The organism is Streptomyces sp. KL2 (assembly GCF_046529545.1).
GTDB classification, from domain to species: domain Bacteria; phylum Actinomycetota; class Actinomycetes; order Streptomycetales; family Streptomycetaceae; genus Streptomyces; species Streptomyces radiopugnans.
The window spans coordinates 5,083,186-5,108,799 of sequence record NZ_CP127170.1 but is presented as its reverse complement, the minus strand read 5'-3'; the positions used below and the strand labels follow the sequence as shown (position 1 = coordinate 5,108,799).

The following is a 25,614-nucleotide window of genomic DNA, read 5'->3' as shown; positions in this document are numbered from 1 at the left end:
ACTCGTGTACGCACCCGTCCCTCACTCTGCGCGTTCATCCTCGCAGATCCGCGGCGGTCCTGATCCACTCCGTGCACGGTGCACCCATGCCCGTCACCGCCGGCCGCCCCTCAGGCGCCCCGGGCCCTCCTTTAGTGGGCGCACGTATCGGCGGCTCCGTCGGCGGCCTCCCGTGCCTGGGCGCGCAGTGCCCGCACCGCCGCGGCCGGGTCGTCCGCGCCGTAGACGGCCGAGCCGGCCACGAAGACGTCCGCGCCGGCCTCGGCGCACCGCTCGATGGTGGAGGCCGACACCCCGCCGTCCACCTGGAGCCACAGCTGCAGGCCGTGCTTGTCGATGAGCTGCCGGGTGCGGCGGATCTTGGGCAGCATGACGTCGAGGAACGCCTGGCCGCCGAAGCCGGGTTCGACGGTCATCACCAGCAGCATGTCCAGCTCGGGCAGCAGGTCCTCGTACGGCTCGATCGGCGTGGCGGGCTTGAGCGCCATGGAGGCGCGGGCGCCCTTGGCGCGGATCTCCCGGGCCAGCCGCACCGGTGCGGCGGCGGCCTCGGCGTGGAAGGTGACCGAGCCGGCCCCCGCCTCGACGTACTGCGGCGCCCAGCGGTCGGGGTCCTCGATCATCAGATGGCAGTCCAGCGGAGTGTCGGTCGCCTTGCGCAGCGACTCGACGACCGGGACACCGAGCGTGAGGTTGGGGACGAAGTGGTTGTCCATCACGTCCACATGGAGCCAGTCGGCGCCCTCGGGTCCTCCGACGCGCCGCGCCTCCTCGGCCAGGCGCGCGAAGTCGGCGGACAGGATGCTGGGGTTGATCTGAACCATGGCCCCAGTATGTCGTGTCACCCGTCCGGCCCCGCCCGCCGGGTGCGCCCCGCGCACCGGCGCCGGCCCGCGGCTCAGGTGCGGCGCAGCAGGGCGAGGTACATCGCGTCGGTGCCGTGCAGGTGCGGCCAGAGCTGGACGTCGGGGCCGTCGCCGAGGGCGGGCACACCGGGCAGCATCGGCCGGGCGTCGATCATCTCGGCGCTCTCGTGCTTCAGCACGTCGTCGACGACCGCGCGGGTCTCGGCCGGGTGCGGCGAGCAGGTGGCGTAGCCGACGACGCCGCCGGGCCGGGCCGCCCGCAGCGCCTCGGTCAGCAGTCCGCGCTGGAGGGGGGCGAAGCCGGCCAGGTCCTCGGGGCGGCGGCGCCAGCGTGCCTCGGGGCGGCGGCGCAGCGCGCCCAGCCCGGTGCAGGGCACGTCGACCAGGACGCGGTCGAAGGAGCCGGGCCGCCAGGCGGGGCGGGTGCCGTCGGCGGTGACCACCTGGTACGGGCCGGGGTTGCCGCGCAGTGCGCGGGCCACCAGGCGGGCGCGGTGCGGCTGCTTCTCGGCGGCGAGCAGGGCCGCGCCGCGTCCGGCGGCCAGCGCGCCCAGCAGCGCGGCCTTGCCTCCCGGTCCGGCGCAGCCGTCCAGCCAGCGGCGGTCGGGGCCGTCCAGCGGCGCGTTCGCCAGTGCGAGGGCGACGAGCTGGCTGCCCTCGTCCTGCACCCCGGCGCGCCCCTCGCGCACGGCGTCGATCGCGCCGGGCTCGCCGCCCTCGGTGAGCCGTACGGCGTACGGCGACCAGCGGCCGGGGACGGCGTCGCCGGTCAGCAGCTCCTCGGCGGTGGCGCGGCCGGGGCGGGCGACCAGGGTGACCTCCGGCCGGGCGTTGTCGGCCTCCAGCAGCGCCTCGACGTCCCCGCGCCCGCCGCCGAGCGCGTCCCACAGGGCGGAGACGATCCAGCGGGGGTGGGCGTGGACGATCCCCAGGTGCTCCTCGGGGTCGTCCTCGTAGGGCGGGGCGACCTTCTCCAGCCAGCCCTCCAGGTCGTCGGCGGCGATCCTGCGCAGCACGGCGTTGACGAACCTCGCCCGCCCGTCGCCGAGCACCACCCGGGCCAGCTCCACGGTGGTGCTCACCGCGGCGTGGGCGGGGATGCGGGTGCCCAGCAGCTGGTGGGCGCCGAGCGAGAGCACGTCCAGCACCGGCGGGTCCACCTCGCGCAGCGGGCGGTCCACGCAGGCGGCGATGATCTCGTCGTAGGTGCCCTGCCGGCGCAGTGTGCCGTAGACCAGCTCGGTGGCCAGGGCCGCGTCCCGCCCGTCGATGTCGCCGCGCTCGCGGGCCCCGCGCAGCAGCGGGGGCAGGACGAGGTTGGCGTACGCGTCGCGCTCGTCCACGGCCCGCAGCGCCTCGTAGGCGATCAGGCGGACGGGGTCCTTCTTGGGGCGGCGGTAGGGCCTGGCGGGACGGCGTGGCCGGCTGCTCACGGAAAAGGTGCTCCGGGTGGTGTCGGGGGCGGCGCGCGGTGGGCGCCGGGTGGATGCGGCATTCCAGCCTAATCGCACCCGCCCGGGCGTCCCGCCCGGGTGGCGCCGGCTCCCCGCCGGGGCGGGGTGGGGCGGTCCGGAACCGGCCGCCTCACTCCCCCAGCCGCTCTCCCTGGGCGATGCGCACGCCGCGCGCCCAGTCGGCGGCGGCCATCGGCTTCCTGCCCTGCGGCTGGACCCACAGCAGTTCGACGGCGTGCGAGCCGGTGCCGGCGTGCACGGTGTTCCTGCCGACGGCCAGTTCGCCGGGGGCCAGGCCGGTGCGGTCGGGGGCGAGGGCGGTCTGCCGCAGCTTGAGCCGCTCACCGCGGAAGAGCGTCCAGGCGCCGGGAGCGGGCGAGCAGCCGCGCACCACGCGGTCCACCCGCAGGGCGGGGGCGGCCCAGTCCACACGGGCGTCCTCGACCGTGATCTTGGGGGCGAGGCTGACGCCCTCGGCGGACTGGGGGACGGCCCGCAGCGTGCCGTCCTCGATGCCGTCCATGGTGGCGGCCAGCAGTCCGGCGCCTGCGAAGGCGAGCCGGGTCAGCAGGTCGCCGCTGGTGTCGGTGGGCCGGATCTCCTCGGTGACCACTCCGTAGACCGGCCCGGAGTCCAGCCCCTCCTCGATGAGGAAGGTGGAGGCCCCGGTGACCTCGTCCCCGGCCATGATCGCGTGCTGGACGGGCGCTGCGCCGCGCCAGGCAGGCAGCAGCGAGAAGTGCAGGTTGACCCAGCCTCTGGCCGGGACGTCGAGCGCGACCCTGGGCAGCAGCGCGCCGTAGGCGACGACGGGGCAGCAGTCCGGGGCGATCTCGCGCAGCCGGGCGAGGAAGTCCTCGTCGCGCGGCCGGGCGGGCTTGAGGACCTCGATGCCGGCCTCCTCGGCCCGCTGGGCGACCGGGCTCGCCACCAGGCGGCGCCCGCGCCCGGCCGGCGCGTCGGGGCGGGTGACGACGGCCGCGACCTCGTGCCGCTCCGATGCGATCAGTGCGTCGAGGGCGGGTACGGCGACCTCGGGGGTACCGGCGAAGACGAGCCTCATCGGTGCGGGACCACCTCTCGGAGACGGGTGTGTCGGGGACGGGCGGGAGCGGGCGGGTGTGTCGGAGACGGGCACCGGGCCGCGCCGGACGCGGAGAGGCGCCGGGCGCGGAACGGCGCACCAGTCTACGGTCCGCGGCGGCCGGCCCCGCGCGCGCTCCGGGCGCCGGCCGGGGCGTACGGCCCCGGGCACGCCGCTCCCGCAGGCTTTTTCACGCCCCCTCAGCGTGACCCCGGCCCCCGGTGCGGCGTTGGTCAATGCAGCTTGACCGAAACGGCCGCAGACGCGGCCGGCCGATCCCACGCCGGTTCGAGAGGCTTGACCATGGCCGACCACGCCACCCCCGACGCCCAGGCACGGGCCAGCCTGCACCTGCTGGTGCGGGACATCGAGCGGGTCCGCCGGCAGGTGGACGCACTGCGCACGCTCACCGCGCAGCTCGGCAACGTCTACCGGCCGCGGCGCACGGGGCCGTCGACGGGCTTCGTCGTCTACGGCAGGGCGCCCGCGCCGACCGTACGGCTCGCACAGGAGCTGCGCGACAGCGTGGAGACGCTGGTGACGGCGGCCGTGGAGTTCGACCGCTCGCTGGGTTTCTCCTGGGACGCGGTGGGCTCGGCCCTCGGCGTGACCAAGCAGGCCGTCCACCGCCGCTACGGCTCACGCCGGCCGGCGGCGCAGGCGGGAGGCGCCGCGACGGCGACGGTGGCGGCGGCCACCGCACGGCCCACCACGGCCGTCACCGCCACCGCACCGGCCACGGTCACGACTACGGCCACGACCACGGCGCCGGCCTCCGACGGGGCGGAGGCGGCTCGGCGGGCCGACCGGGACGGGGAGGGCGGCCGGGACGCCGGGGCCGCCGCACACGCCCTGACCGCGGGATCGGACGCCGCCCCGGCGTCCGCCCCCCATCCGCCGCCCGGGCGGCCGGTGCAGCCGCCGCCGGACTCCCGCCCGGGCACCCTCCCCTCCCCCCGCAACGGCTGATCCCCAGCCGTCTCCCCCGCCGCCCGGCGCCCGGCCCCTCCCCCTCGGCCCGGCGCCGGGCGGTCAGCCGATGTCCTCCGGATCGACGCGGACGCGTACGGGCTCGCTCCCCCGGCGTGCGAGGCGGGCCGCACGGGCGGTCCTGAGCGCGGCGGCGAGCGCCGCGCCGCTGCCCGGCGGCACCCTCACCAGGGCCCGCTCCCACCGCTCGCCCGGCGGAGGGCCGCCCGGGCGCCGGGGCCGCCCCGCGTCGGGCACCGGCAGCGGCACCGGCCCCAGGACCTCGGCGTCGGACGGCAGTTCGGCCGCGGCCAGCAGCTCGGCGACGGCTTCGGGCGGCCCGGTCACAGCGGCCATCCGGGACACCGGCGGGAAGCCCAGCTCGGCCCGCTCGGCCAGCTCGCGCCGCGCGTACCCGGCCGGATCCCAGCGCACCAGCGCCTGGACGGGCCGCAGCGCCGGTTCGGCCATGACCACCACCGTGCCGCCCTCGGTGTGGGGGCGCACCAGCGCGGCGGCGTCCAGCCAGCGGCGCAGGGCCTCCTCCCCCGCGCGCAGGTCGGGGCGGGAGAGCAGTGCCCAGCCGTCCAGCAGCAGGGCCGCCGCGTAGCCGGGCCCCTCGGCGACCGGCTCCGCGCCGGGGGTGCTGACCACCAGGGCGGGCCGGTCGGGCACCGCGTCCAGGACGTGGTCGCGGCCGGAGGTGCGGACGGGCACCGACGGGAAGGCCCGGCCCAGTTCCTCGGCGGTGCGCCGGGCTCCGAAGACCCGTCCCCGCAGGCGGGTCCCGCCACACTCCGCGCACGCCCAGCCGGGCGTGTCGCGTCCGCACCAGCCGCAGCGGGGCGGGGCGCCACCGCCGGTGGCCTCCAGGGGGCCGGAGCAGTGGGCGCAGCGGGCGGGCTCGCGGCAGCGGTCGCAGGCCAGCCGGGGCACATAGCCGCGCCGCGGCACCTGCACCAGCACCGGGCCGCGCCGCAGCGCCTCGCGCACGGTGCTCCAGGCGAGGGTGGGCAGCCGGGCGGCGCGCGCGGCCGGGTCGCGGGCCTCGTCGCCGTCGCCGACGGTGCGGACGAGGGGGGCGCTCGCCCGTACCGCGTCGCGGTCGGCGGCCAGCGGGCGGGCCCAGCCGGTCCTGAGGAGCTGCGCGGCCTCCACGGTGCCGCTGTGCGCGCCCAGCAGGAAGCCGCATCTGTCACGGGCGGCGCGCAGCAGCAGCACCTCGCGGGCGTGCGGCATCGGTTCGCGGGGGTCGCGGTGGCTGGGGTCCCCGTCGTCCCAGATCGCGACCAGCCCCAGGTCGTGCACGGGCGCGAACATCGCGGCGCGGGTGCCGACGACGCAGCGGACCAGCCCGCGGTTGACGGCGAGCCAGCGGCGGTAGCGTGCCTCGGCTCCGGCGTCGGCGGTCAGCAGCACGTGCCGGCCGTCGCCGACCAGGGCGGTGAGGGCGGCGTCCACCCGGGCCGCGGCCCGTCCGTCGGGCAGTACGGCGAGCGCGCCGCGGCCGGAGGCCAGGGCGGCGGCCAGGGCGCGGGCCAGCTCGTCGGGCCAGTGCGGGCCGGGCAGCGCCGTCCACACCGCGCGCGGGGACTCCCCCTCGGCCAGCGCCCTCAGATAGCCGGGCCCGGCCGGGTAGCGCGCCCAGGAGGACGCCTCGGGCGGCCGGGGCGGGGGCGCGGCGGGGGCCCCCGCGGCGGGCGCCTTCTCCGCGCGGGCCATGCGCGGGGGCACGGCGAGCTGGACGACGTCGGCCAGCGCCCCGGCGTAGCGGTCGGCGACGGCCCGGCACAGCCGCAGCAGGCCGGGGCCGAGGACGGGCTCCGGGGAGAGGACCTGGGCGATGGGGGCGAGGACGCCGGGGAAGTCGGAGTCCGCGCGGCGCTCGACGATGAAGCCGTTGACCAGCCCGCCGCCCTCGCGGCGTCCGCCCCGCTCCCCCGCCCCGAAGCGCACCCGCACCCGCGCCCCGGGCCGGGCCTCGGCGTCCATGGCTGCGGGGACGGCGTAGTCGAAGAGACGGTCGAGGTGGAGCAGCCCCTTGTCGACCAGGACGCGGGCGACGGGGTCGCGCTCGGCGAGCTCGGCGCCGCGCCAGGTGCGCGGCCGGGCGCGGGGCGGTTTGGCCCGGCGGACGGTCTCGCGGATCAGCGCGAGCTGTTCGCCCCCCGGCGGGTCCTGCGCCGGGGGCCTGTCCGATCGCCCGTTCTCGCTGCTCACAGCCCCCAGTCCTACCAGAACCCTCTGACACGGCCCGGCCCCGCGGCTCCCGGCGGGGAGTCGCGGGGCCGGGCCCGCGCCGACGGGCGCGGGCTGCTGCCGCGGCGCGCGGTGTTACAGCCCGGCGGCCTTGCGCAGGGCGTCGGTGCGGTCGGTGCGCTCCCAGGTGAAGTCGTCCAGCTCGCGGCCGAAGTGGCCGTAGGCGGCCGTCCGGGCGTAGATCGGCCGCAGCAGGTCCAGATCGCGGATGATCGCGGCCGGGCGCAGGTCGAAGACCTCGGAGATGGCCTGCTCGATCCGCTCGGGGTCCACCGTGTGGGTGCCGAAGGTCTCCACGAACAGGCCCACCGGCTCGGCCTTGCCGATGGCGTAGGCCACCTGCACCTCGCAGCGGGCGGCCAGCCCGGCGGCCACCACGTTCTTGGCCACCCAGCGCATCGCGTAGGCGGCCGAGCGGTCCACCTTGGAGGGGTCCTTGCCGGAGAACGCGCCGCCGCCGTGGCGGGCCATGCCCCCGTAGGTGTCGATGATGATCTTGCGTCCGGTCAGGCCCGCGTCCCCCATCGGGCCGCCGATCTCGAACCGGCCGGTGGGGTTGACCAGCAGCCGGTACCCGTCGGTGTCCAGCTTGATGCCGTCGGCCACCAGGGAGGCCAGCACGTGCTCGACGACGAACTCGCGGATGTCCGGCGCCAGCAGCGAGTCCAGGTCGATGTCGGAGGCGTGCTGGGAGGAGACCACCACGGTGTCCAGGCGCACGGCCTTGTCGCCGTCGTACTCGATGGTGACCTGCGTCTTGCCGTCCGGGCGCAGGTAGGGGATGGTGCCGTTCTTACGGACCTCGCTCAGCCGCCGCGACAGGCGGTGGGCCAGGTGGATGGGCAGCGGCATCAGCTCGGGCGTCTCGTCGCAGGCGTAGCCGAACATCAGGCCCTGGTCGCCGGCGCCCTGCCGGTCCAGCTCGTCCTCATCGCCCTCCACGCGGGTCTCGTAGGCGGTGTCCACGCCCTGGGCGATGTCGGGGGACTGCGCCCCGATGGACACCGACACCCCGCACGAGGCGCCGTCGAAGCCCTTCTTGGAGGAGTCGTAGCCGATGGCCAGGATCTTGTTGCGCACCAGGGTGGGGATGTCGGCGTAGGCGGCGGTGGTGACCTCGCCGGCCACATGCACCAGACCGGTGGTGATCAGCGTCTCCACCGCGACCCGGGAGGCCGGGTCCTGCTCCAGCAGGGCGTCGAGGATGGTGTCGCTGATCTGGTCGGCGATCTTGTCGGGGTGGCCCTCGGTCACGGACTCCGAGGTGAACAGGCGGCGGGACACATCGCTCCCTGGGTTTGCAGCGGCTGCTGGCTGACTTGGTGTGCGGATCCGGTCGTCGGGCTGGCCCGAGCGCGGTCCGCCGTCAGTTTATCCGCAGCTCATCGCGGATCCGCCAGGACGTCTCGCACTCCGACACACGTCCAACGTGCCACACGGCCCCCGCCGAGGGGAGGGGCCGCGCCCGGAAGGGGCCCGCCGTCCTGGTGACGCGGCGGTGCGGCCCTCCCGCCGCGGAGGTCATCCGGCGTTCAGCATGTGGACGACCGCGTCCCACACCGTGTCGGCGAGCGCCTCCTTGGGGCCGTGCGGCACGGGTGTCTCGCTGCCGTCCGCGCCCAGGACGACGGCCTCGTTCTCCGCCGCGCCGAAGGTCTTGTCCTCCCCCACCTCGTTGACGACCAACAGATCGCACCCCTTGCGGGCGAGCTTGGCCCGGCCGTTGGCCAGGACATCGTCGGTCTCGGCCGCGAAGCCGACGACCACCTGCCCGGGGCGGGGGCGGGCGGCTGAAAGCTCGGCGAGGACGTCGGGGTTGCGGACCAGGGCGACCGGCTCCGGCTCCTGCCCCTCCCGCTTCTTGATCTTCCCCTGGGCGTAGCGGGCGGGCCGGAAGTCGGCCACGGCCGCGGCCATGACCACCGCGTCCGCGTCCTCGGCGGCCTTCAGCACCGCCTCCCGCAGCTGTACGGCGGTGCCCACCGGCACCACGTCCGCGCCCGCGGGGTCGGGCAGGGCGGTGTTGGCGGCCACCAGGGTCACCCGCGCGCCGCGTGCCACCGCGGTGCGGGCCAGGGCGTATCCCTGCCGGCCCGAGGAGCGGTTGCCCAGGAAGCGGACCGGGTCCAGCGGCTCGCGGGTGCCGCCCGCGCTGATCACGACGTGCCGTCCGGCCAGGTCGCGCCCGGGCGCGGCGCCGCGGGCCAGGACCCGGCGGCAGACCTCGAAGATCTCGCCGGGGTCGGGCAGGCGTCCCTTGCCGGTGTCCTTTCCGGTCAGCCGTCCGACGGCGGGCTCGATGACGACCGCGCCGCGGCGGCGCAGGGTGGCCACGTTCTCGGCGGTGGCGGGGTGCTCCCACATCTCGGTGTGCATGGCGGGCGCGAAGACCACCGGGCAGCGGGCGGTGAGCAGGGTGTTGGTCAGCAGGTCGTCGGCGAGGCCGTGGGCGGCCCGGGCGAGGGTGTCGGCGGTGGCGGGCGCGACGACGACCAGGTCGGCCTCCTGCCCGATGCGCACGTGCGGGACCTCGTGGACGTCCTCCCACACCCCCGTGGTCACGGGGTTGCCCGACAGCGCCGCCCAGGTGGGCTCGCCGACGAACCTCAGCGCCGACCCGGTCGGCACCACCCGCACGTCGTGACCGGACTCCGTCAGCCTCCGCAGCAGTTCGCACGCCTTGTAGGCGGCGATGCCGCCGCTGACCCCCAGGACCACCCTGGGCTTGTCGGACCTGTCCATCCCTCGCCTCTCCCAGCTCGGCGGCCCGTCGGCCGCTCGGCTCACTCTCGGCTCACTCTCGGCTCACTGTCGCGCGTCGGCGGCGGGCGCGTCGGGGACGCTTCCGCCGGTACCCATGACACACCACGGGCCCGGCAGTCGCGCTGCCGGGCCCGTGGCGGTGGTGGTGGTGCCGTCGTGCGGCCGGCCGGCCGCCGTGGGCGGCCGGGGCCTCACTGCGCCGGGTTGTCGACGGCCTCGGAGGTCAGCAGACCCGCGTTGATCTCGCGGAGCGCGATCGACAGCGGCTTCTCGTGGACGTGGGTGTCCACCAGCGGGCCGACGTACTCCAGCAGGCCCTCGCCGAGCTGCGAGTAGTAGGCGTTGATCTGGCGCGCGCGCTTGGCGGCGTAGATCACCAGGCTGTACTTCGAGTCGGTGGCTTCGAGCAGCTCATCGATCGGCGGGTTGATGATGCCCTCGGGCGTGTTGATGGAAGAGGACACGCTCTACCTTCCGCTGCGGTGGATAAGACGGGCAGTGATCCGGCCGGGCCCCGGTGCGGGAAGCCTCCTGCCGGTGTCCCGGAATCCGGCGGCTGTCCTGCCCGGCCCTCCGGCGACGATCACGAAACCTTCATCAAGGCTAGCAGCTCGCGGCTGACGTCCTCGACGGAGGTGTTGACCAGGGTCACGTCGAACTCCGACTCGGCAGCCAGTTCGACCCTGGCCGCGGCCAGCCGCCGCTCGATGACCTCGGGGGACTCGGTACCGCGGCCGGTGAGGCGGCGGACCAGCTCGTCCCAGCTGGGCGGGGCCAGGAAGACGAGCTGCGCCTCGGGCATCGACTCGCGGACCAGCCGCGCGCCCTGGAGGTCGATCTCCAGGAGCACCGGTTCGCCCGCCTCCAGCCGCTCCAGGACGGCCCGCCGCGGAGTGCCGTAGCGGTTGCCCGCGAACTCGGCCCACTCCAGCAGCTCGCCGTTGGCGACCAGCTTGTCGAACTCCTCGTCGTCCACGAAGAAGTACTGGACACCGTGCCGCTCGCCGGGGCGCGGCCTGCGGGTGGTGGCGGACACCGAGAGCCAGATCTCCGGATGGACCTTGCGCAGATGGGCGACGACCGTGCTCTTGCCGACCCCGGAGGGGCCGGAGAGCACGGTCAGCCGCGGACGTTCACTCATACGGCGATTATCCCGGTTCCCAGGGAGACCTGGAAACGTCAGGCGGAACCGCCGCCGAACTCGCGCTCCAGGGAGGCGATCTGGTTGGATCCCAGGCCGCGCACCCGGCGGCTCTCGGAGATGCCGAGCCGCTCCATGATCTGGCGGGCACGGACCTTGCCGACGCCGGGCAGGGACTCCAGGAGGGCGGAGACCTTCATCTTGCCGATGACGTCGTTCTCCTGGCCCTGCTTGATGACCTCGTGGAGCGAGGCGCCGGAGTGCTTCAGTCGGTTCTTGACCTCGGCGCGCTCCCGGCGAGCCGCGGCGGCCTTCTCGAGCGCGGCTGCGCGCTGTTCAGGGGTAAGGGGCGGAAGAGCCACGCCTACGTCACCTCGGATGTCGAACTGGTCGGATATTGGTCGGTGAGGAACCTAGTGGCCCCGCACCTGCGGAGCAACGAGCAACACGTTCCCCGGCGCCCTCCGGACCTGCGAGGACCCCGGAATTCGCGGTGCTCTCGTCGGAGACTAGCGGCCGATCGCGCCTGAGTCAGCGAGAACAGGGGAAAAGTCCAGGTCAGACTTGAGTCGACCTGGACATTTCCGGACAAACGGTTGCAGTCGCGGGACTGATTCCGCGGGGTTCCCCGGTTTTTCCGGACCCTCCGGTTCTGCCCCGGCTCCTCAGCCCAGGACCTCCCTCAGGCCGTCGGCCTCCCTCGCCGCGGCCTCCCGCAGGGCCTCCGGCGAGGGCCCGCGGCCCAGGACGCCCCGGCTGATGCTCGGCACCACGTTGCGCACCGCGCCGCCGAAGACCCTCGGCAGGTCGGCCGCGGTGGCGCCCTGGGCCCCGAGCCCCGGCGCCAGCAGCGGGCCGTTGACCGCCAGGTCCGCGCCGGTCTCCCCCAGCGTCGCGCCGACCACCGCGCCGACCGGGCCGAGCGGATCGGCCCCGGCGTTCTCGCGGGCGATGTGGTCCAGCACCGTCTGGGCGACCGACGCACCGCCCTCGGCGGTGGCGCGCTGCACCTCGGCGCCCTCCGGGTTGGAGGTCAGGGCGAGGACGAAGACGCCCGAACCCGCCGCCCGCGCCGCGTCCAGAGCGGGGCGCAGCGAACCGAAGCCCAGATAGGGGCTGACGGTGACGGCGTCGGAGAACAGCGGGCTGCCCGGGTCCAGGTAGGCGGCGGCGTAGGCGGCCATGGTGGAGCCGATGTCGCCGCGCTTGGCGTCGGTGAGCACCAGGGCGCCGGCCGAGCGGGCGTCGGCGATCGCCCTCTCCAGCACGGCGATCCCGCGCGAGCCGAAGCGCTCGAAGAACGCGGACTGCGGCTTGAGGACGGCGACCCGGTCGGCGAGCGCGTCCACCACCGTGCGCGTGAACCGCTCCAGGCCCGCCACGTCGTCGTCCAGACCCCAGGCGGTGAGCAGCGCGGCGTGCGGGTCGATGCCGACGCACAGCGGGCCGCGGTCGTCCAGGGCGCGGCGCAGCCGGGCGCCGAACGGTTCGGGGGCGTGCGGGGCGTGCGGCGTCCGGGGGGTGTCCGGGGTGGTCATCGGGAGGTCACCTTCCGGGTGTCGGCGCCGACGGCCTCGGCGAGGGTGGCGTACGGGCCGGCGGCCAGGCGCGCGGCCAGGCCCCGGTGGACGCGGCGGCACCACAGCGGCCCCTCGTAGACGAAGGCGCTGTAGCCCTGGACGAGGGTGGCCCCGGCCAGGATGCGCTCCCAGACGTCGTCGGCGGTGCGCACCCCGCCGACGCCGACGAGCGTGACGCGGTCGCCGACACGCGCGTACAGACGGCGCAGCACGGCCAGGGATCGGTCCTTCAGCGGCTCGCCGGACAGCCCGCCGGCGCCGGCGGCCTCGATCTCGGCGCGGTCGGCGGCCAGCCCCAGGCCGTCGCGGGCGATGGTGGTGTTGGTGGCGATGATGCCGTCCAGGCCCAGCTCCACGGCGAGGTCGGCGACCGCGTCGACGTCCTCGTCCGCCAGGTCGGGGGCGATCTTGACCAGCAGGGGGACGCGGCGGCCGGGCACCGCGTCGTCGGCGGCGGAGCGCACCGCCGCCAGCAGCGGGCGCAGGTGCTCGGTCGCCTGGAGGTTCCGCAGGCCGGGGGTGTTGGGTGAGGAGACGTTGACGACGAGGTAGTCGGCGTACGGGGCCAGCCGGGAGGCGGAGAGCGCGTAGTCACCGGCGGCCTCCCCCTCAGGGGTGATCTTGGTCTTGCCGATGTTGACGCCGACGGTGGCGGGGAAGACGGCCCGGCGTCCGGCCAGGCGGGCGGCCACGGCGGCGGAACCGTCGTTGTTGAAGCCCATGCGGTTGACCAGGGCCCGGTCGGCGACCAGGCGGAACAGCCGCGGTGCGGGGTTGCCGGACTGGGGGTGGGCGGTGACGGTGCCGATCTCGACGTGGTCGAAGCCGAGCATGGTGAGACCGTCGACGCCGACCGCGTTCTTGTCGAAGCCGGCGGCGAGCCCGAAGGGGCCGCGCATCCGCAGGCCGAAGGCCTCGGTGGCCAGGGCGCGGGCCTGCGCCCGGCCCGGGGCCGCGACGGCCGCGACGAGGGCGCGCAGGCCGGGGACGCGGGCGGCCAGCCGGATCAGGGCGAACGCCAGGTGGTGCGCCCGCTCGGGGTCCAGGCGCTTGAGGATCAGACGGAACAGCAGGGGATACATACGGGTCTTCCGTGCGGCGGGGCGGTACGGGATCCGGCGGCGGGGCGCTCTCGCGGTGAGGGGGACGCCGCTGCCGGCGTCCCCCTCACCCCTGGTCACTTCCCGCGGGCGGCGGTCAGGTGTTCCGCGTGTTCCTGGAGGGAGCGGACCCCGACCTCCCCGCGCGAGGTGGCCTCGATGCCCTGTACGGCGGCGGCCAGCGCCTGGACCGTGGTCAGGCAGGGCACGGAGCGGGCGACCGCGGCGGTGCGGATGTCGTAGCCGTCCAGGCGGCTCCCGGTGCCGTAGGGGGTGTTGACGATGAGGTCCACCTCGCCGTCGTGGATGAGCTGGACGATGGTCCTCTCCCCGCCCGGCCCCTCGCCCTCGCTGTGCTTGCGCACCACGGTGGCGTCGATGCCGTTGCGGCGCAGCACCTCGGCGGTGCCGGAGGTGGCCAGCAGCTCGAAGCCCATGGCGACCAGCTCGCGGGCCGGGAAGATCATCGAGCGCTTGTCGCGGTTGGCCACCGAGACGAAGGCCCGGCCCTTGGTGGGCAGCGCGCCGTACGCGCCCGCCTGGGACTTGGCGTAGGCGGTGCCGAAGACCGAGTCGATGCCCATGACCTCGCCGGTGGAGCGCATCTCCGGGCCGAGCACGGTGTCCACGCCGCGGCCCTGGACGTCGCGGAAGCGGCTCCAGGGCAGCACGGCCTCCTTCACCGAGATCGGCGCGTCCAGCGGCAGGGTGCCGCCGTCGCCGCTCGCCGGCAGCAGGCCCTCGGCCCGCAGCTCGGCGATGGTCGCGCCCAGCGAGATCCGGGCGGCGGCCTTGGCCAGGGGCACGGCGGTGGCCTTGGATGTGAAGGGGACGGTGCGCGAGGCGCGCGGGTTGGCCTCCAGCACGTAGAGGATGTCCCCGGCCAGCGCGAACTGGATGTTGATCAGTCCGCGCACCCCGACCCCGCGCGCGATGGCCTCGGTGGAGGCCCGCAGCCGCTTGATGTCGTGACCGCCCAGGGTGATGGGCGGCAGGGCGCAGGCGGAGTCGCCGGAGTGGATGCCGGCCTCCTCGATGTGCTCCATCACGCCGCCGAGGTAGAGCTCGGTGCCGTCGTAGAGCGCGTCGACGTCGATCTCGATGGCGTCGTCGAGGAAGCGGTCGATCAGCACCGGGTGCTCGGAGATCAGGCCGGCGTGGCGGGTGAGGTAGTCACCCAGCGAGGCCTCGTCGTAGACGATCTCCATGCCGCGCCCGCCCAGCACGTAGGAGGGGCGGACCATGACCGGGTAGCCGATCCCGGCGGCGATCTCCTTGGCCTCGGCGAAGGAGAAGGCGGTGCCGTACTTGGGCGCGGGCAGCCCGGCCTCGAGCAGCACCCGGCCGAAGGAGCCGCGGTCCTCGGCGAGGTGGATGGCCTCCGGGGAGGTGCCCACGATCGGCACGCCGTTGTCCTTGAGCGCCTGGGCCAGCCCCAGCGGGGTCTGGCCGCCGAGCTGGACGACGACGCCCGCGACGGGGCCGGCCTGCCGCTCGGCGTGGACGATCTCCAGGACGTCCTCCAGGGTGAGCGGCTCGAAGTACAGCCGGTCGGAGGTGTCGTAGTCGGTGGAGACGGTCTCGGGGTTGCAGTTGACCATCACGGTCTCGAAGCCCGCGTCGCGCAGCGCGAAGGAGGCGTGGACGCAGGAGTAGTCGAACTCGATGCCCTGGCCGATGCGGTTGGGACCCGAGCCGAGGATGATCACCGCGGGCTTCTCGCGCGGGGCGACCTCGCTCTCCTCGTCGTAGGAGGAGTAGAAGTACGGGGTCTTCGCGGCGAACTCGGCGGCGCAGGTGTCGACCGTCTTGTAGACCGGGCGCACCCCCAGGGTGTGGCGGACCTCGCGCACGACGTCCTCGCGCAGGCCCCGGATCGCGGCGATCTGGGCGTCGGAGAAGCCGTACCGCTTGGCCTCGGCCAGCAGTTCGGGGTCGAGGCGGCCGGCCTCGGCCAGTTCGTCGGCGATCTCCTTGACCAGGAAGAGCTGGTCGACGAACCAGGGGTCGATCCTCGTGGCCTCGAAGACCTCCCCGGGGCTCGCGCCGGCCCGGATGGCGGCCATGACGGTGTTGATCCGGCCGTCCGTGGGGCGCCGGGCGGCGGCCAGCAGTTCGTCCTTGTCCCCGAGGCTCTCCACCGGGGTGGCGAAGTCGAACTGGCTGCCCTTCTTCTCCAGCGAGCGCAGCGCCTTGTTCAGCGCCTCGGGGAAGTTGCGGCCGATGGCCATCGCCTCGCCCACCGACTTCATGGTGGTGGTGAGGGTGGAGTCGGCGGCCGGGAACTTCTCGAAGGCGAAGCGCGGGACCTTGACCACCACGTAGTCGAGCGTGGGCTCGAAGGAGGCCGGCGTCTGCTCGGTGATGTCGTTGGGGATCTCGTCGAGGGTGTAGCCCACGGCCAGCTTGGCGGCGATCTTGGCGATCGGGAAGCCGGTGGCCTTGGAGGCCAGCGCCGAGGAGCGCGAGACGCGCGGGTTCATCTCGATGACGATGACCCGGCCGTCGGCGGGGTTGACGGCGAACTGGATGTTGCAGCCGCCGGTGTCGACGCCGACCTCGCGGATGACGGCGATGCCGATGTCGCGCAGGACCTGGTACTCGCGGTCGGTGAGCGTCATCGCCGGGGCGACGGTGATGGAGTCGCCGGTGTGCACGCCCATCGGGTCGAAGTTCTCGATGGAGCAGACGACCACGACGTTGTCGTTGCGGTCGCGCATCAGCTCCAGCTCGTACTCCTTCCAGCCGAGGATGGACTCCTCCAGGAGCACCTCGGTGGTCGGGGAGAGCGCCAGCCCCTGGCCGGCGATACGGCGCAGTTCCTCCTCGTCGTGGGCGAAGCCGGAGCCGGCGCCGCCCATGGTGAAGGAGGGCCGCACGACGACCGGGTAGCCGCCGAGCTCCTCGACGCCGGCCAGGACCTCCTCCATGGAGTGGCAGATGACCGAGCGGGCGGACTCGCCGTGCCCGATCCGCTCCCGGACCGCCTCCACGACCTCCTTGAACTGGTCGCGGTCCTCGCCCTTGCGGATCGCCTCGACGTTGGCGCCGATCAGCTCCACCCCGTACTTGTCCAGGGTGCCCGCCTCGTGCAGGGAGATCGCGGTGTTCAGCGCGGTCTGGCCGCCCAGGGTGGGCAGCAGCGCGTCGGGGCGCTCCTTGGCGATGATCTTCTCGACGAACTCCGGGGTGATCGGCTCGACGTAGGTGGCGTCGGCGATCTCCGGGTCGGTCATGATCGTGGCCGGGTTGGAGTTGACCAGGACGACCCGCAGGCCCTCGGCCTTCAGGACGCGGCACGCCTGCGTGCCGGAGTAGTCGAACTCGGCGGCCTGTCCGATGACGATCGGGCCGGAGCCGATGACCAGGACGCAACGGATGTCGGTGCGCTTAGGCACGCTGGCCCTCCATCAGGGAGACGAAGCGGTCGAAGAGGTACGCGGCGTCGTGCGGGCCGGCCGCCGCCTCGGGGTGGTACTGGACGCTGAACGCGGGGCGGTCCAGCAGGCGCAGGCCCTCCACCACGCCGTCGTTGAGGCAGACGTGGGAGACCTCGGCGCGCCCGTAGGGGGTGTCGCTGGGCGCGTCGAGGGGAGCGTCCACGGCGAAGCCGTGGTTGTGCGCGGTGACCTCGACCTTGCCGGTGAGGCGGTCCTGCACGGGCTGGTTGATGCCGCGGTGGCCGTACTTGAGCTTGTAGGTGCCGAAGCCGAGGGCGCGGCCGAGGATCTGGTTGCCGAAGCAGATGCCGAACAGCGGGGTGGAGCGCTCCAGCACCCCTCGCATGAGGGCCACCGGGTGGTCGGCGGTGGCGGGGTCGCCGGGGCCGTTGGAGAAGAACACCCCGTCCGGCTCCACCGCATAGACGTCCTCGATGGTGGCCGTGGCGGGCAGCACGTGGACCTCGATGCCGCGCTCGGCCATCCGGTGCGGGGTCATGCCCTTGATGCCCAGGTCGACGGCCGCGACCGTGAAGCGCCTGCTCCCGATCGCCGGGACGGTGTACGCCTCGGTGGTGGCGACCTCGGCGGCCAGGTCGGCGCCGGTCATCTCGGGGGCGGCCTTCACCTTGGCCAGCATGGCCGCCTCGTCGGTGACCGCGTCGCCGGAGAAGATGCCGACCCGCATCGCGCCGCGCTCGCGCAGATGGCGGGTGAGCGCCCGGGTGTCGACGCCGCTGATGCCGACGACGCCCTGGGCGGTCAGCTCCTCGTCCAGGGTGCGCACCGAGCGCCAGCTGGAGGGCACGCGGGCGGGGTCGCGCACCACGTAGCCGGCCACCCAGATCCGCCTGGACTCCGGGTCCTCGTCGTTGACGCCGGTGTTGCCGATGTGCGGGGCGGTCATGACGACCACCTGGCGGTGGTAGGAGGGGTCGGTCAGGGTCTCCTGGTAGCCGGTCATGCCGGTGGAGAACACGGCCTCGCCGAGGGTCTCGCCCACGGCCCCGTAGGCGCGGCCGCGGAAGGTGCGGCCGTCCTCCAGGACGAGTACGGCGGGCACCCTGGAGGCTTTGCGGGCGGAGGTCGTCATCGTGCGCCTTCCTCGTGGTGCTTGGTGGCGGCAGCTTCGGTGGTGCCGTGGGGTTCGTCTGCGGTGCCGGACGCGGTGCCCGAGGCCGTGCCCGAGCCGGTGCCGGTGGACATCGCACGGAGCGCGTCCAGCCAGGCGGCGTGCTCGGCGGCGCGGTCGGAGCGGAAGCCGGAGTCCAGCAGGCGGTCGCCGTGCTCCCAGGTGATCACCAGCAGGCCGTCCTCGGTGAGGACCTTGCCGGCGATGCCCTTGTCGAGCCGGGCGCCGCGCAGCCGGCCGGCCGGGATGAAGAAGTCGTTCGCACCGGGCCGCGCCACGCCCACCCCGTGCTCGGTGAGGGTGAGCTCGACGCGGCTGCGGGCGCCCAGGCCGTGGGCGACGATCCGCTCCAGCCACTGCCCGGCGGTGGTGGAACCGTGGTAGCGGCCGGTCATGGTCAGCCTCGGCTCACCGGGGTCGGCGGGCGCCTGGGGCAGTTCGGGGAGGTCGGACTGGAGCACCGAGCGCCACTTCCAGCCCTCCCTCATCAGCCAGTACACCAGGGCGACGACCAGCAGCAGGCCGATCACCCAGGCGATCCGGGGCGCCCAGTCCGTGACCTGCTGCGACTCGGGCGCCGCGGTGTAGCGGACGGCGATTGGTACCGGTGAGAGGTTCATACGAGCTTTCCGTCCATGACTGTCGCCCTGCCCCGCAGGAACGTGTGCGTGACGCGGCCCGGCAGCTCGCGTCCCTGGTAGGGGGTGTTGCGGCTGCGGGAGGCGAAACGTGCGGAATCCACCGCTCCACGGTAGGCCGGATCGACCAGGGTGAGGTTGGCGGGCTCACCAGCCGAGACGGGCCTTCCGTGGCCGGCCAGGCGCCCGATGGCCGCGGGGCGGAAGGACATGCGGTCGGCGACGCCCGCCCAGTCCAGCAGCCCGGTCTCCACCATCGTGTGCTGGACGACGGAGAGCGCGGTCTCCAGGCCGACCATGCCCATGGCGGCCGCGCCCCACTCGCAGTCCTTGTCCTCGTGGGGGTGGGGGGCGTGGTCGGTGGCGACGCAGTCGATGGTGCCGTCGGCCAGCGCCTCGCGCAGGGCGGTGACGTCGGCCTCGGTGCGCAGCGGCGGGTTGACCTTGTAGACCGGGTCGTAGGAGCGCACCAGCTCGTCGGTGAGCAGCAGGTGGTGCGGGGTGACCTCGGCGGTGACGTTCCACCCCTTGGACTTGGCCCAGCGCACGATCTCCACCGAGCCGGCGGTGGACAGGTGGCAGATGTGCACCCGGGAGCCGACGTGCGCGGCCAGCAGCACGTCGCGGGCGATGATCGACTCCTCGGCGACCGCCGGCCAGCCGCCCAGGCCCAGCTCGGCGGAGACGGCGCCCTCGTTCATCTGGGCGCCCTCGGTCAGCCGGGGCTCCTGGGCGTGCTGGGCGATGACTCCGTCGAAGGCTTTGACGTACTCCAGCGCCCGGCGCATGATCACCGCGTCGTCCACGCACTTGCCGTCGTCGGAGAAGACCCGCACCGAGGCGGCCGACTCGTGCATCGCGCCCAGCTCGGCGAGCTGCTTGCCCTCCAGGCCGACGGTGACGGCGCCGACCGGCTGCACGTCGCAGTAGCCGGACTCCCGTCCCAGCCGCCAGACCTGCTCGACGACGCCGGCGGTGTCGGCGACGGGGAAGGTGTTGGCCATGGCGTGCACGGCGGTGTAGCCGCCGGAGGCCGCGGCCCGGGTGCCGGTCAGCACGGTCTCGGAGTCCTCGCGGCCCGGCTCGCGCAGATGCGTGTGCAGGTCCACCAGGCCCGGCAGCAGGATCTGCCCCTCGGCCTCGACCACGCGGGCCCCGTCGGCGTCCAGGCCGGTGCCGACGGCCGCGACGGTCTCGCCGTCGACCAGGATGTCCAGCGCCTCGCCGCCCAGCACCTTCGCGCCGCGGATCAGGGTCTTGCTCATGGGTGTCACTTCTCCTCGGTACGGGCGGTGGTGCCGGCGGCGTTGGCGTTGCTGGCGTTGTTGGCGTTGGCGTGCTCGGAGCCGCCGAGCAGCAGGTACAGCACGGCCATGCGGATCGAGACGCCGTTGGCGACCTGCTCGGTGACGGTGCAGCGGCCGGAGTCGGCGACCTCGGCGGTGATCTCCATGCCCCGGACCATGGGCCCGGGGTGCATCACGACGGCGTGCTCGGGCATCCGGTCCATGCGCTGGGTGTCCAGGCCGTAGCGGCGGGAGTACTCGCGCTCGGTGGGGAAGAAGGCGGCGTTCATCCGCTCGCGCTGGACGCGCAGCATCATCACGGCGTCGGACTTCGGCAGCACGGCGTCCAGGTCGTAGGAGACCTCGCAGGGCCAGCCCTCGACGCCGACCGGCAGCAGGGTGGGCGGGGCCACCAGGGTGACCTGGGCGCCCAGGGTGTTCAGCAGGTCCACGTTGGAGCGCGCGACGCGGCTGTGCAGGATGTCGCCGACGATGGTGACCCGCCGGCCGGCGAGGTCCCGGCCGAGCCCGGCGTCCGGGCCGATCAGGCGGCGGCGCATGGTGAACGCGTCGAGCAGCGCCTGGGTGGGGTGCTGGTGGGTGCCGTCCCCGGCGTTGACGACGGCGGCGTCGATCCAGCCGGAGGTGGCCAGGCGGTAGGGGGCCCCGGAGGCGCCGTGCCGGATGACGACGGCGTCCACGCCCATCGCCTCCAGGGTCTGGGCGGTGTCCTTGAGGGACTCGCCCTTGGAGACCGAGGACCCCTTGGCCGCGAAGTTGATGACGTCGGCGGACAGCCGCTTCTCGGCGGCCTCGAAGGAGATGCGTGTGCGGGTGGAGTCCTCGAAGAAGAGGTTGACGATCGTGCGGCCGCGCAGCGCGGGCAGCTTCTTGATCGGGCGGTCGGCCAGGCGCGCCATCTCCTCGGCGGTGTCGAGGATGCGCACGGCGTCGTCGCGGGTGAGGTCGGCGGCCGAGATCAGGTGACCGGAAGTCCGGGGGTTGCCCCCGGGGAAGAGCGGCATCTGGATGTGCTCCGGTGTGTGGAGGTTTCAAGGCATGCGGGCGCGCGGACGCGGCCGCGAGTGGCCGCTGGGCCCGGGAGGGCGGGAGCGGCGGAGGGGCGCGAGGGGTGCGGGAGCGCTACCGCTCGCCGGACCGGGCGGCCTCTCGCACGCCCAGGAGCACGCCGTCGCGGCCGTCCTCCTCGGTGAGCTGGACCTTGACCGTCTCCCGCAGCGACGTGGGGAGGTTCTTGCCGACGTAGTCCGCGCGGATCGGCAGTTCGCGGTGGCCGCGGTCGACCAGGACCGCGAGCTGCACGGCGCGGGGGCGGCCGATGTCGCCGAGCGCGTCGAGCGCGGCCCGGATGGTGCGGCCGGAGAAGAGCACGTCGTCGACCAGGACGACCAGGCGCCCGTCGACGCCCTCGGCCGGGATCTCGGTGCGGGCCAGGGCGCGGGCGGGGCGCATCCGCAGATCGTCGCGGTACATGGTGATGTCGAGCGAGCCGACCGGCAGCGAGCGGCCGGTGATCTCCTCCAGTTTGGCTCCCAGCCGCCTGGCCAGGTGCGCGCCGCGGGTGGGGATGCCCAGGAGCACCACGTCGTCGGCGCCCTTGGCGCGTTCGACGATCTCGTGGGCGATGCGGGTGAGAACCCGCGCGATGTCCGGTGCCTCCAGCACGGGGCGGACCGGGCCGGGACCGTTGCCGTCCAGTTCTCCCATGGATGTGTCCACGGTAAACGGACCTCCTTCCCCGCCTCACGGGACGGGCCTTAAAGGACGTCGGATGGTGCGCCGTCAACGTTACCAGCCCGTCCGGACGGGCCGTCCGGGGCGTCCGCTCCGGCGCCCGCCGGGGCCGTTCCGCACCGGGGCGCGCGGGCCGCGCCCGCCGCGCACCCCCCGGTATGGACCGGCCCGGCTTGACGCCGTACATTACGCTGCGTAACATCACAGTGAGTTACGAAGACGTCCTCCGGGGAGCCATATGTCCAGCGAATACGCCAAACAGCTCGGAGCCAAGCTCCGCGCCATCCGCACCCAGCAGGGGCTCTCCCTCCACGGTGTCGAGGAGAAGTCCCAGGGCCGCTGGAAGGCGGTCGTGGTCGGCTCGTACGAGCGCGGCGACCGTGCCGTGACCGTGCAGCGGCTGGCCGAGCTGGCGGACTTCTACGGCGTCCCGGTGCAGGAGCTGCTGCCGGGCAGCACGCCGGGCGGAGCCGCCGAGCCGCCGCCGAAGCTCGTTCTGGACCTGGAGCGGCTGGCCCACGTGCCCTCCGAGAAGGCGGGCCCGCTGCAGCGGTACGCCGCGACGATCCAGAGCCAGCGCGGCGACTACAACGGCAAGGTGCTGTCGATCCGCCAGGACGACCTGCGCACCCTCGCCGTCATCTACGACCAGTCGCCCTCGGTGCTGACCGAGCAGCTCATCGGCTGGGGTGTGCTGGACGCCGACGCCCGTCGCGCGGTCCAGCACGAGGAGGCCTGAGGCACTCCCCGCGGCGCGGCCGTCACCGGGCGGGGCCCTCGTGCGAGGGTTCCGCTCCCGGTGGCGGTCGCGCTCCGCGCCGGTCCCCCGGGGATTTCCGACGGCGAGGGGCCCGGGGCACCCGTCGGGTGTCCCGGGCCCCTCGCCGCTTCTTCGGTGCGGTCCCGGCCAGGCGGCTCAGACGCGCTTCAGCGTCGGCTTGAGTTCCTTCAGACGGCCCAGCAGGCCGTTGACGAAGGTCGGGGATTCGTCGGTGGAGAACTCCTTGGCGAGCTGCACCGCCTCGTCGATCACCACCGCGTCGGGTACGGCGTCCTCCCAGATCAGTTCGTACGCGCCGAGCCGCAGGAGGTTGCGGTCCACCGCCGGCATCCGGTCCAGCGTCCAGCCGACGGCGTAGGTGGCGATCAGCTCGTCGATCCGGTCCGCGTGCTCCGCGTACCCCTCGACGAGCTGCATCGTGTACTCGCCGACCGGCGGCTGCCGCTCGTCGGTCCGCGCGTGCCGGATCCAGTCCGCCAGCACGGCCGTCACGGCGCTGCCGCGCTGGTCGGCCTCGAACAGGATCTGGAAGGCCCGTTTACGTGCCTTGGTGCGGGCTGCCACGGTTAGCTGTTCACCCGGCCGAGGTACTCGCCGGAGCGGGTGTCGACCTTGATCTTCTCACCGGTGGTGATGAAGAGGGGCACGCCGATCTCGTAGCCGGTCTCCAGCCGGGCGGGCTTGGTGCCGCCGGTGGAGCGGTCGCCCTGGACGCCCGGCTCGGTGTACTCGACGACCAGCTCGACGGCGGCGGGCAGTTCGATGAACAGCGGATTGCCCTCGTACACGGCGACCGTGCACTCCTGGCCCTCCAGCAGGTAGTTGGCGACGTCGCCGACGACCTCGGGAGTGATGGGCATCTGGTCGTAGGTCTGGGTGTCCATGAAGACGAAGTCGGCGCCGTCCTTGTAGGAGAACTGCATGCCGCGCCGGTCCACGGTGGCCGTCTCGACCTTGGTGCCGGCGTTGAAGGTCTTGTCGACCACCTTGCCGGAGAGCACGTTCTTGAGCTTGGTGCGGACGAAGGCGCCGCCCTTGCCGGGCTTGACGTGCTGGAACTCGACAACGGACCAGAGCTGGCCCCCTTCGAGCTTGAGCACCATGCCGTTCTTGAGGTCGTTCGTGGTGGCCACGGTCGCGGAATCTCCTGAGACTGCTGCTGCTGCGGAAGACCGAAGGACCGCGCCCCCGTGTCACAGGGCGAGCAGTTCCTTGGTCGTGATGGTGAGTAGCTCCGGTCCGCCGTCCGCCTGCGGGCGGACGACGAGCGTGTCGTCGATCCGGACGCCGCCCCGTCCCGGGAGGTGGACCCCCGGTTCGACGGTGACCGGCACACAAGCGTCCAGTTTACCCATGGCCGCCGGCGACAACCGAGGGTCCTCGCCGATTTCCAGCCCCACACCGTGCCCGGTGCCCGGTTCCAGGAGGTCGCCGTACCCGGCCGCCTCCAGCGGATGGCGGGCGGCCCTGTCCACCTCACGGTACTCCGTCCCCGGCAGCAGTGCCTCCCGCCCTGCGCGCTGGGCCGCGAAGACCAGCTCGTACAGCTCGATCTGCCAGTCGGCGGGGGCCGGGCCGATCACGAAGGTGCGGCCGATCTGACAGCGGTAGCCGCGGTGGCGGGCGCCCAGCCGCACGCTCAGGAAGTCGCCCTCCTCCACCCGCCGGTCCCCGGGCCGGTGGCCGGGCAGGCCGGAGTTGCGGCCGGTGCCGACGCAGGTGGGGAAGGCGGTGCCGTCGGCGCCGTGGTCCATCAGGCGCCGTTCCAGCTCCAGCGCCAGATGGCGTTCGGTGCGGCCCACCAGGATGGACTCCAGCAGCTCGCCGAGCGCGTGGTCGGTGATCTCCGCGGCGACGCGCAGGGCGGCGAGCTCCTCCTCGTCCTTGACCAGGCGCTGCTGCTCCACGGCGCGGCCCAGGTCGGTCAGGCGCAGCCGGGGCGCGGCCGCGGCCAGGGCCCGGTGCCGGGCCACGGTGAGGTCGTGCTCCTCCACCGCCAGCAGTGACGTGCCCGGCCCGGCCGTGGCCGCCGCCAGTTCGGCGGCCGCGACGGCCGGGTCGGGCACGTTCCCGGGCAGGACGGTGCAGCGCAGGTCGCCGGTGGCGCGCGGCGGCTCGGTGCGTCCGTCGGTGGTGGGCGCGGACGGGCTCAGCAGGGTGTCGCGGCCGTCCGCCCCGAGCAGCAGGACCGCTCCGGGCACGGACCAGCCGGTCAGGTAGCGGACGTTGGCGGACCGGGAGACCAGTGCGGCCTCACCGCCCTCCGCCGTCCAGCGGTCGCGCAGTCGGCTGCGGCGGGCCACGTACACCTCGGACATGCCCCTGAGCGTACGCAGGGTGACGCACGGCGGCGTCCCGACACGTCCGGACGGCGGCACCCGCCGCCCGCCGCACGTGCTACCAGCTCGGCGGGCTGGTGAGCGCGCGCGCCACGGCCTCGTCCAGCAGCCGTGCGGTGGTGGCCACGTCCTGCCGGGAGTTGTCGATGATCGGCAGCCCGGAACCGTACCAGCCGGCCATCCGCCCGTGGATGCGGGCGACCTCCTCGTCCGACAGCCGCCGGTTGCCGCTGCGCTCGGCGTTGCGTTCCAGGACGACCTCCAGACCGGGCAGCAGCACCACCGGGATCAGGCCGGGGCCGACGTGGCGCTTCCAGCCGCCGAGGCCGACGACGGGCCGGTCGGGGAAGACGGCGTCGTCCAGGATGCAGGAGATGCCGTTGGCCAGGAAGTTGCGGGCCGCGAAGCCGCAGGTGCGGCGGGCGAGGCGGTACTGCGCCTCGGAGTGCTCGTTCCAGCCGGACTGGGGGTCGGCGAAACCGGAGCGCACCCATTCGCGGACGTCGTCGAGGCTGATGTGCGCGGTGGGCACCCGGCGGGTGTCCGCCCAGTACCGGGCGACGGTGGTCTTGCCGGCTCCCGCCGGACCGATCAGCAGGACGGCGACGGCGGCGGTGTGCGCGGCCTCCACCGTGACGGGGCCGGCGGCAGGGTCGGCCGTGCCCGATATCTGCACCGGCGCGCCGGGCGGCAGCCGGAGGTGGCCGGTGGCGTCCGGAGCCTGCGGCGGGGGCGCCGGGGTGGGCGCGGCGGCCGGGGGCGGCCCGGCGGGAGGTGCCGTGGGCACGGCGGGCGGAGCCGGGTGCGAGGGTGGCGGGGGCGGAGGCGGGGGGACCCGGCGGGGGGTGTTCCAGCCGGGGTGGGCAGCGGGCTGCGGGTGAGGGTGGGGATGGGGGTGGGGGTGGGGGTGGGGTGGGTGTCCCTGGGGATGGCCCTGGGGTGAGCCCGAGGGCGGGACGGGCCGCTGCGCCCCGTACTGCTGCATCCGGTCCCAACTCCGTTTCCGTCCGGTGCGCCGGCCGGGCGC

At 74.3% G+C, this 25,614-nt stretch carries 23 protein-coding genes; 2 read left to right on the top strand and 21 right to left on the bottom strand.

Features of this window, described 5'->3' with window-relative positions; genetic code table 11:
• Positions 1-131: 131 nt before the first annotated feature.
• The 3 genes from rpe to fmt all read right to left on the bottom strand — a co-directional run bounded on the left by rpe (position 132) and on the right by fmt (position 3,383).
• Complete coding sequence (rpe, locus tag QPK52_RS23030; RefSeq protein WP_410539366.1) at positions 132-824, bottom strand: ribulose-phosphate 3-epimerase; 693 nt, start codon at positions 822-824, stop codon at positions 132-134.
• Positions 825-898: 74 nt separating this feature from the next.
• Positions 899-2,299, bottom strand: coding sequence for an RsmB/NOP family class I SAM-dependent RNA methyltransferase (locus tag QPK52_RS23025; RefSeq protein ID WP_410539364.1), 1,401 nt, complete (start codon positions 2,297-2,299; stop codon positions 899-901).
• 151 nt (positions 2,300-2,450) lie between these two features.
• Positions 2,451-3,383: a methionyl-tRNA formyltransferase gene (gene fmt, locus QPK52_RS23020; protein WP_410539363.1), complete on the bottom strand. Its 933-nt coding sequence runs from the start codon at positions 3,381-3,383 to the stop codon at positions 2,451-2,453.
• A 324-nt stretch (positions 3,384-3,707) separates the two neighbouring features.
• On the opposite strand from fmt, the gene QPK52_RS23015 reads away from it, so the two are divergent.
• Positions 3,708-4,373 carry a hypothetical protein gene (locus QPK52_RS23015; RefSeq protein ID WP_410539362.1) on the top strand — a complete coding sequence of 222 codons (666 nt, stop codon included), beginning with the start codon at positions 3,708-3,710 and terminating at the stop codon, positions 4,371-4,373.
• A gap of 63 nt (positions 4,374-4,436) precedes the next feature.
• Here QPK52_RS23015 and QPK52_RS23010 read toward each other — a convergent pair whose 3' ends face one another.
• The 14 genes from QPK52_RS23010 to pyrR form a co-directional block, all read right to left on the bottom strand.
• Positions 4,437-6,593, bottom strand: a complete 2,157-nt coding sequence (locus QPK52_RS23010) for a primosomal protein N' (RefSeq protein WP_410539361.1) — start codon at positions 6,591-6,593, stop codon at positions 4,437-4,439.
• A gap of 114 nt (positions 6,594-6,707) precedes the next feature.
• Positions 6,708-7,916 (bottom strand): methionine adenosyltransferase, encoded by a 1,209-nt coding sequence (gene metK / locus QPK52_RS23005; RefSeq protein ID WP_410539360.1) that lies wholly within the window; start codon positions 7,914-7,916, stop codon positions 6,708-6,710.
• A 237-nt stretch (positions 7,917-8,153) separates the two neighbouring features.
• Positions 8,154-9,374 (bottom strand): bifunctional phosphopantothenoylcysteine decarboxylase/phosphopantothenate--cysteine ligase CoaBC, encoded by a 1,221-nt coding sequence (gene coaBC / locus QPK52_RS23000; protein ID WP_410539358.1) that lies wholly within the window; start codon positions 9,372-9,374, stop codon positions 8,154-8,156.
• A 212-nt stretch (positions 9,375-9,586) separates the two neighbouring features.
• The gene (rpoZ, locus tag QPK52_RS22995) at positions 9,587-9,859 is read right to left on the bottom strand and encodes a DNA-directed RNA polymerase subunit omega (RefSeq protein ID WP_093656669.1); all 273 of its coding nucleotides are present in this window, start codon (positions 9,857-9,859) and stop codon (positions 9,587-9,589) included.
• A gap of 119 nt (positions 9,860-9,978) precedes the next feature.
• Positions 9,979-10,536: a guanylate kinase gene (gene gmk / locus QPK52_RS22990; RefSeq protein ID WP_410539356.1), complete on the bottom strand. Its 558-nt coding sequence runs from the start codon at positions 10,534-10,536 to the stop codon at positions 9,979-9,981.
• Between the two features lie 38 nt (positions 10,537-10,574).
• Complete coding sequence (locus QPK52_RS22985) at positions 10,575-10,898, bottom strand: integration host factor (protein ID WP_093656674.1); 324 nt, start codon at positions 10,896-10,898, stop codon at positions 10,575-10,577.
• Between the two features lie 303 nt (positions 10,899-11,201).
• A complete protein-coding gene (pyrF, locus tag QPK52_RS22980) occupies positions 11,202-12,074 on the bottom strand; it encodes an orotidine-5'-phosphate decarboxylase (RefSeq protein ID WP_410539355.1) in 873 nt (290 codons plus the stop codon).
• A complete protein-coding gene (locus tag QPK52_RS22975) occupies positions 12,071-13,198 on the bottom strand; it encodes a quinone-dependent dihydroorotate dehydrogenase (RefSeq protein ID WP_410539354.1) in 1,128 nt (375 codons plus the stop codon). The genes pyrF and QPK52_RS22975 overlap by 4 nt, the downstream gene beginning before the upstream one ends.
• Before the next feature lie 95 nt (positions 13,199-13,293).
• Positions 13,294-16,614 carry a carbamoyl-phosphate synthase large subunit gene (carB, locus tag QPK52_RS22970; RefSeq protein ID WP_410539353.1) on the bottom strand — a complete coding sequence of 1,107 codons (3,321 nt, stop codon included), beginning with the start codon at positions 16,612-16,614 and terminating at the stop codon, positions 13,294-13,296.
• Entirely contained in the window at positions 16,607-17,749 is a 1,143-nt protein-coding gene (carA, locus tag QPK52_RS22965; RefSeq protein ID WP_410539351.1) for a glutamine-hydrolyzing carbamoyl-phosphate synthase small subunit, read from the bottom strand. The genes carB and carA overlap by 8 nt, the downstream gene beginning before the upstream one ends.
• Complete coding sequence (locus tag QPK52_RS22960; RefSeq protein WP_410539350.1) at positions 17,746-18,408, bottom strand: hypothetical protein; 663 nt, start codon at positions 18,406-18,408, stop codon at positions 17,746-17,748. The genes carA and QPK52_RS22960 overlap by 4 nt, the downstream gene beginning before the upstream one ends.
• Complete coding sequence (locus QPK52_RS22955) at positions 18,405-19,691, bottom strand: dihydroorotase (protein WP_410539348.1); 1,287 nt, start codon at positions 19,689-19,691, stop codon at positions 18,405-18,407. The genes QPK52_RS22960 and QPK52_RS22955 overlap by 4 nt, the downstream gene beginning before the upstream one ends.
• Positions 19,692-19,696: 5 nt before the next feature.
• Positions 19,697-20,737, bottom strand: coding sequence for an aspartate carbamoyltransferase catalytic subunit (locus tag QPK52_RS22950; RefSeq protein WP_410539347.1), 1,041 nt, complete (start codon positions 20,735-20,737; stop codon positions 19,697-19,699).
• Positions 20,738-20,855: 118 nt separating this feature from the next.
• A complete protein-coding gene (gene pyrR, locus QPK52_RS22945) occupies positions 20,856-21,440 on the bottom strand; it encodes a bifunctional pyr operon transcriptional regulator/uracil phosphoribosyltransferase PyrR (protein ID WP_410540444.1) in 585 nt (194 codons plus the stop codon).
• Positions 21,441-21,705: 265 nt separating this feature from the next.
• Here pyrR and bldD point away from each other — a divergent pair, with 265 nt between their 5' ends.
• Entirely contained in the window at positions 21,706-22,206 is a 501-nt protein-coding gene (gene bldD, locus QPK52_RS22940) for a transcriptional regulator BldD (RefSeq protein ID WP_093850776.1), read from the top strand.
• A gap of 177 nt (positions 22,207-22,383) precedes the next feature.
• Here the strand turns inward: bldD and nusB are convergent, their stop codons facing one another.
• The 4 genes from nusB to QPK52_RS22920 all read right to left on the bottom strand — a co-directional run bounded on the left by nusB (position 22,384) and on the right by QPK52_RS22920 (position 25,572).
• Positions 22,384-22,812, bottom strand: a complete 429-nt coding sequence (gene nusB, locus QPK52_RS22935; protein ID WP_410539346.1) for a transcription antitermination factor NusB — start codon at positions 22,810-22,812, stop codon at positions 22,384-22,386.
• A gap of 2 nt (positions 22,813-22,814) precedes the next feature.
• Positions 22,815-23,381 carry an elongation factor P gene (gene efp / locus QPK52_RS22930; RefSeq protein WP_410539345.1) on the bottom strand — a complete coding sequence of 189 codons (567 nt, stop codon included), beginning with the start codon at positions 23,379-23,381 and terminating at the stop codon, positions 22,815-22,817.
• A 60-nt stretch (positions 23,382-23,441) separates the two neighbouring features.
• The gene (locus tag QPK52_RS22925) at positions 23,442-24,566 is read right to left on the bottom strand and encodes a M24 family metallopeptidase (RefSeq protein WP_410539344.1); all 1,125 of its coding nucleotides are present in this window, start codon (positions 24,564-24,566) and stop codon (positions 23,442-23,444) included.
• 79 nt (positions 24,567-24,645) lie between these two features.
• The gene (locus tag QPK52_RS22920; RefSeq protein ID WP_410539343.1) at positions 24,646-25,572 is read right to left on the bottom strand and encodes an AAA family ATPase; all 927 of its coding nucleotides are present in this window, start codon (positions 25,570-25,572) and stop codon (positions 24,646-24,648) included.
• Positions 25,573-25,614 lie beyond the last annotated feature (42 nt).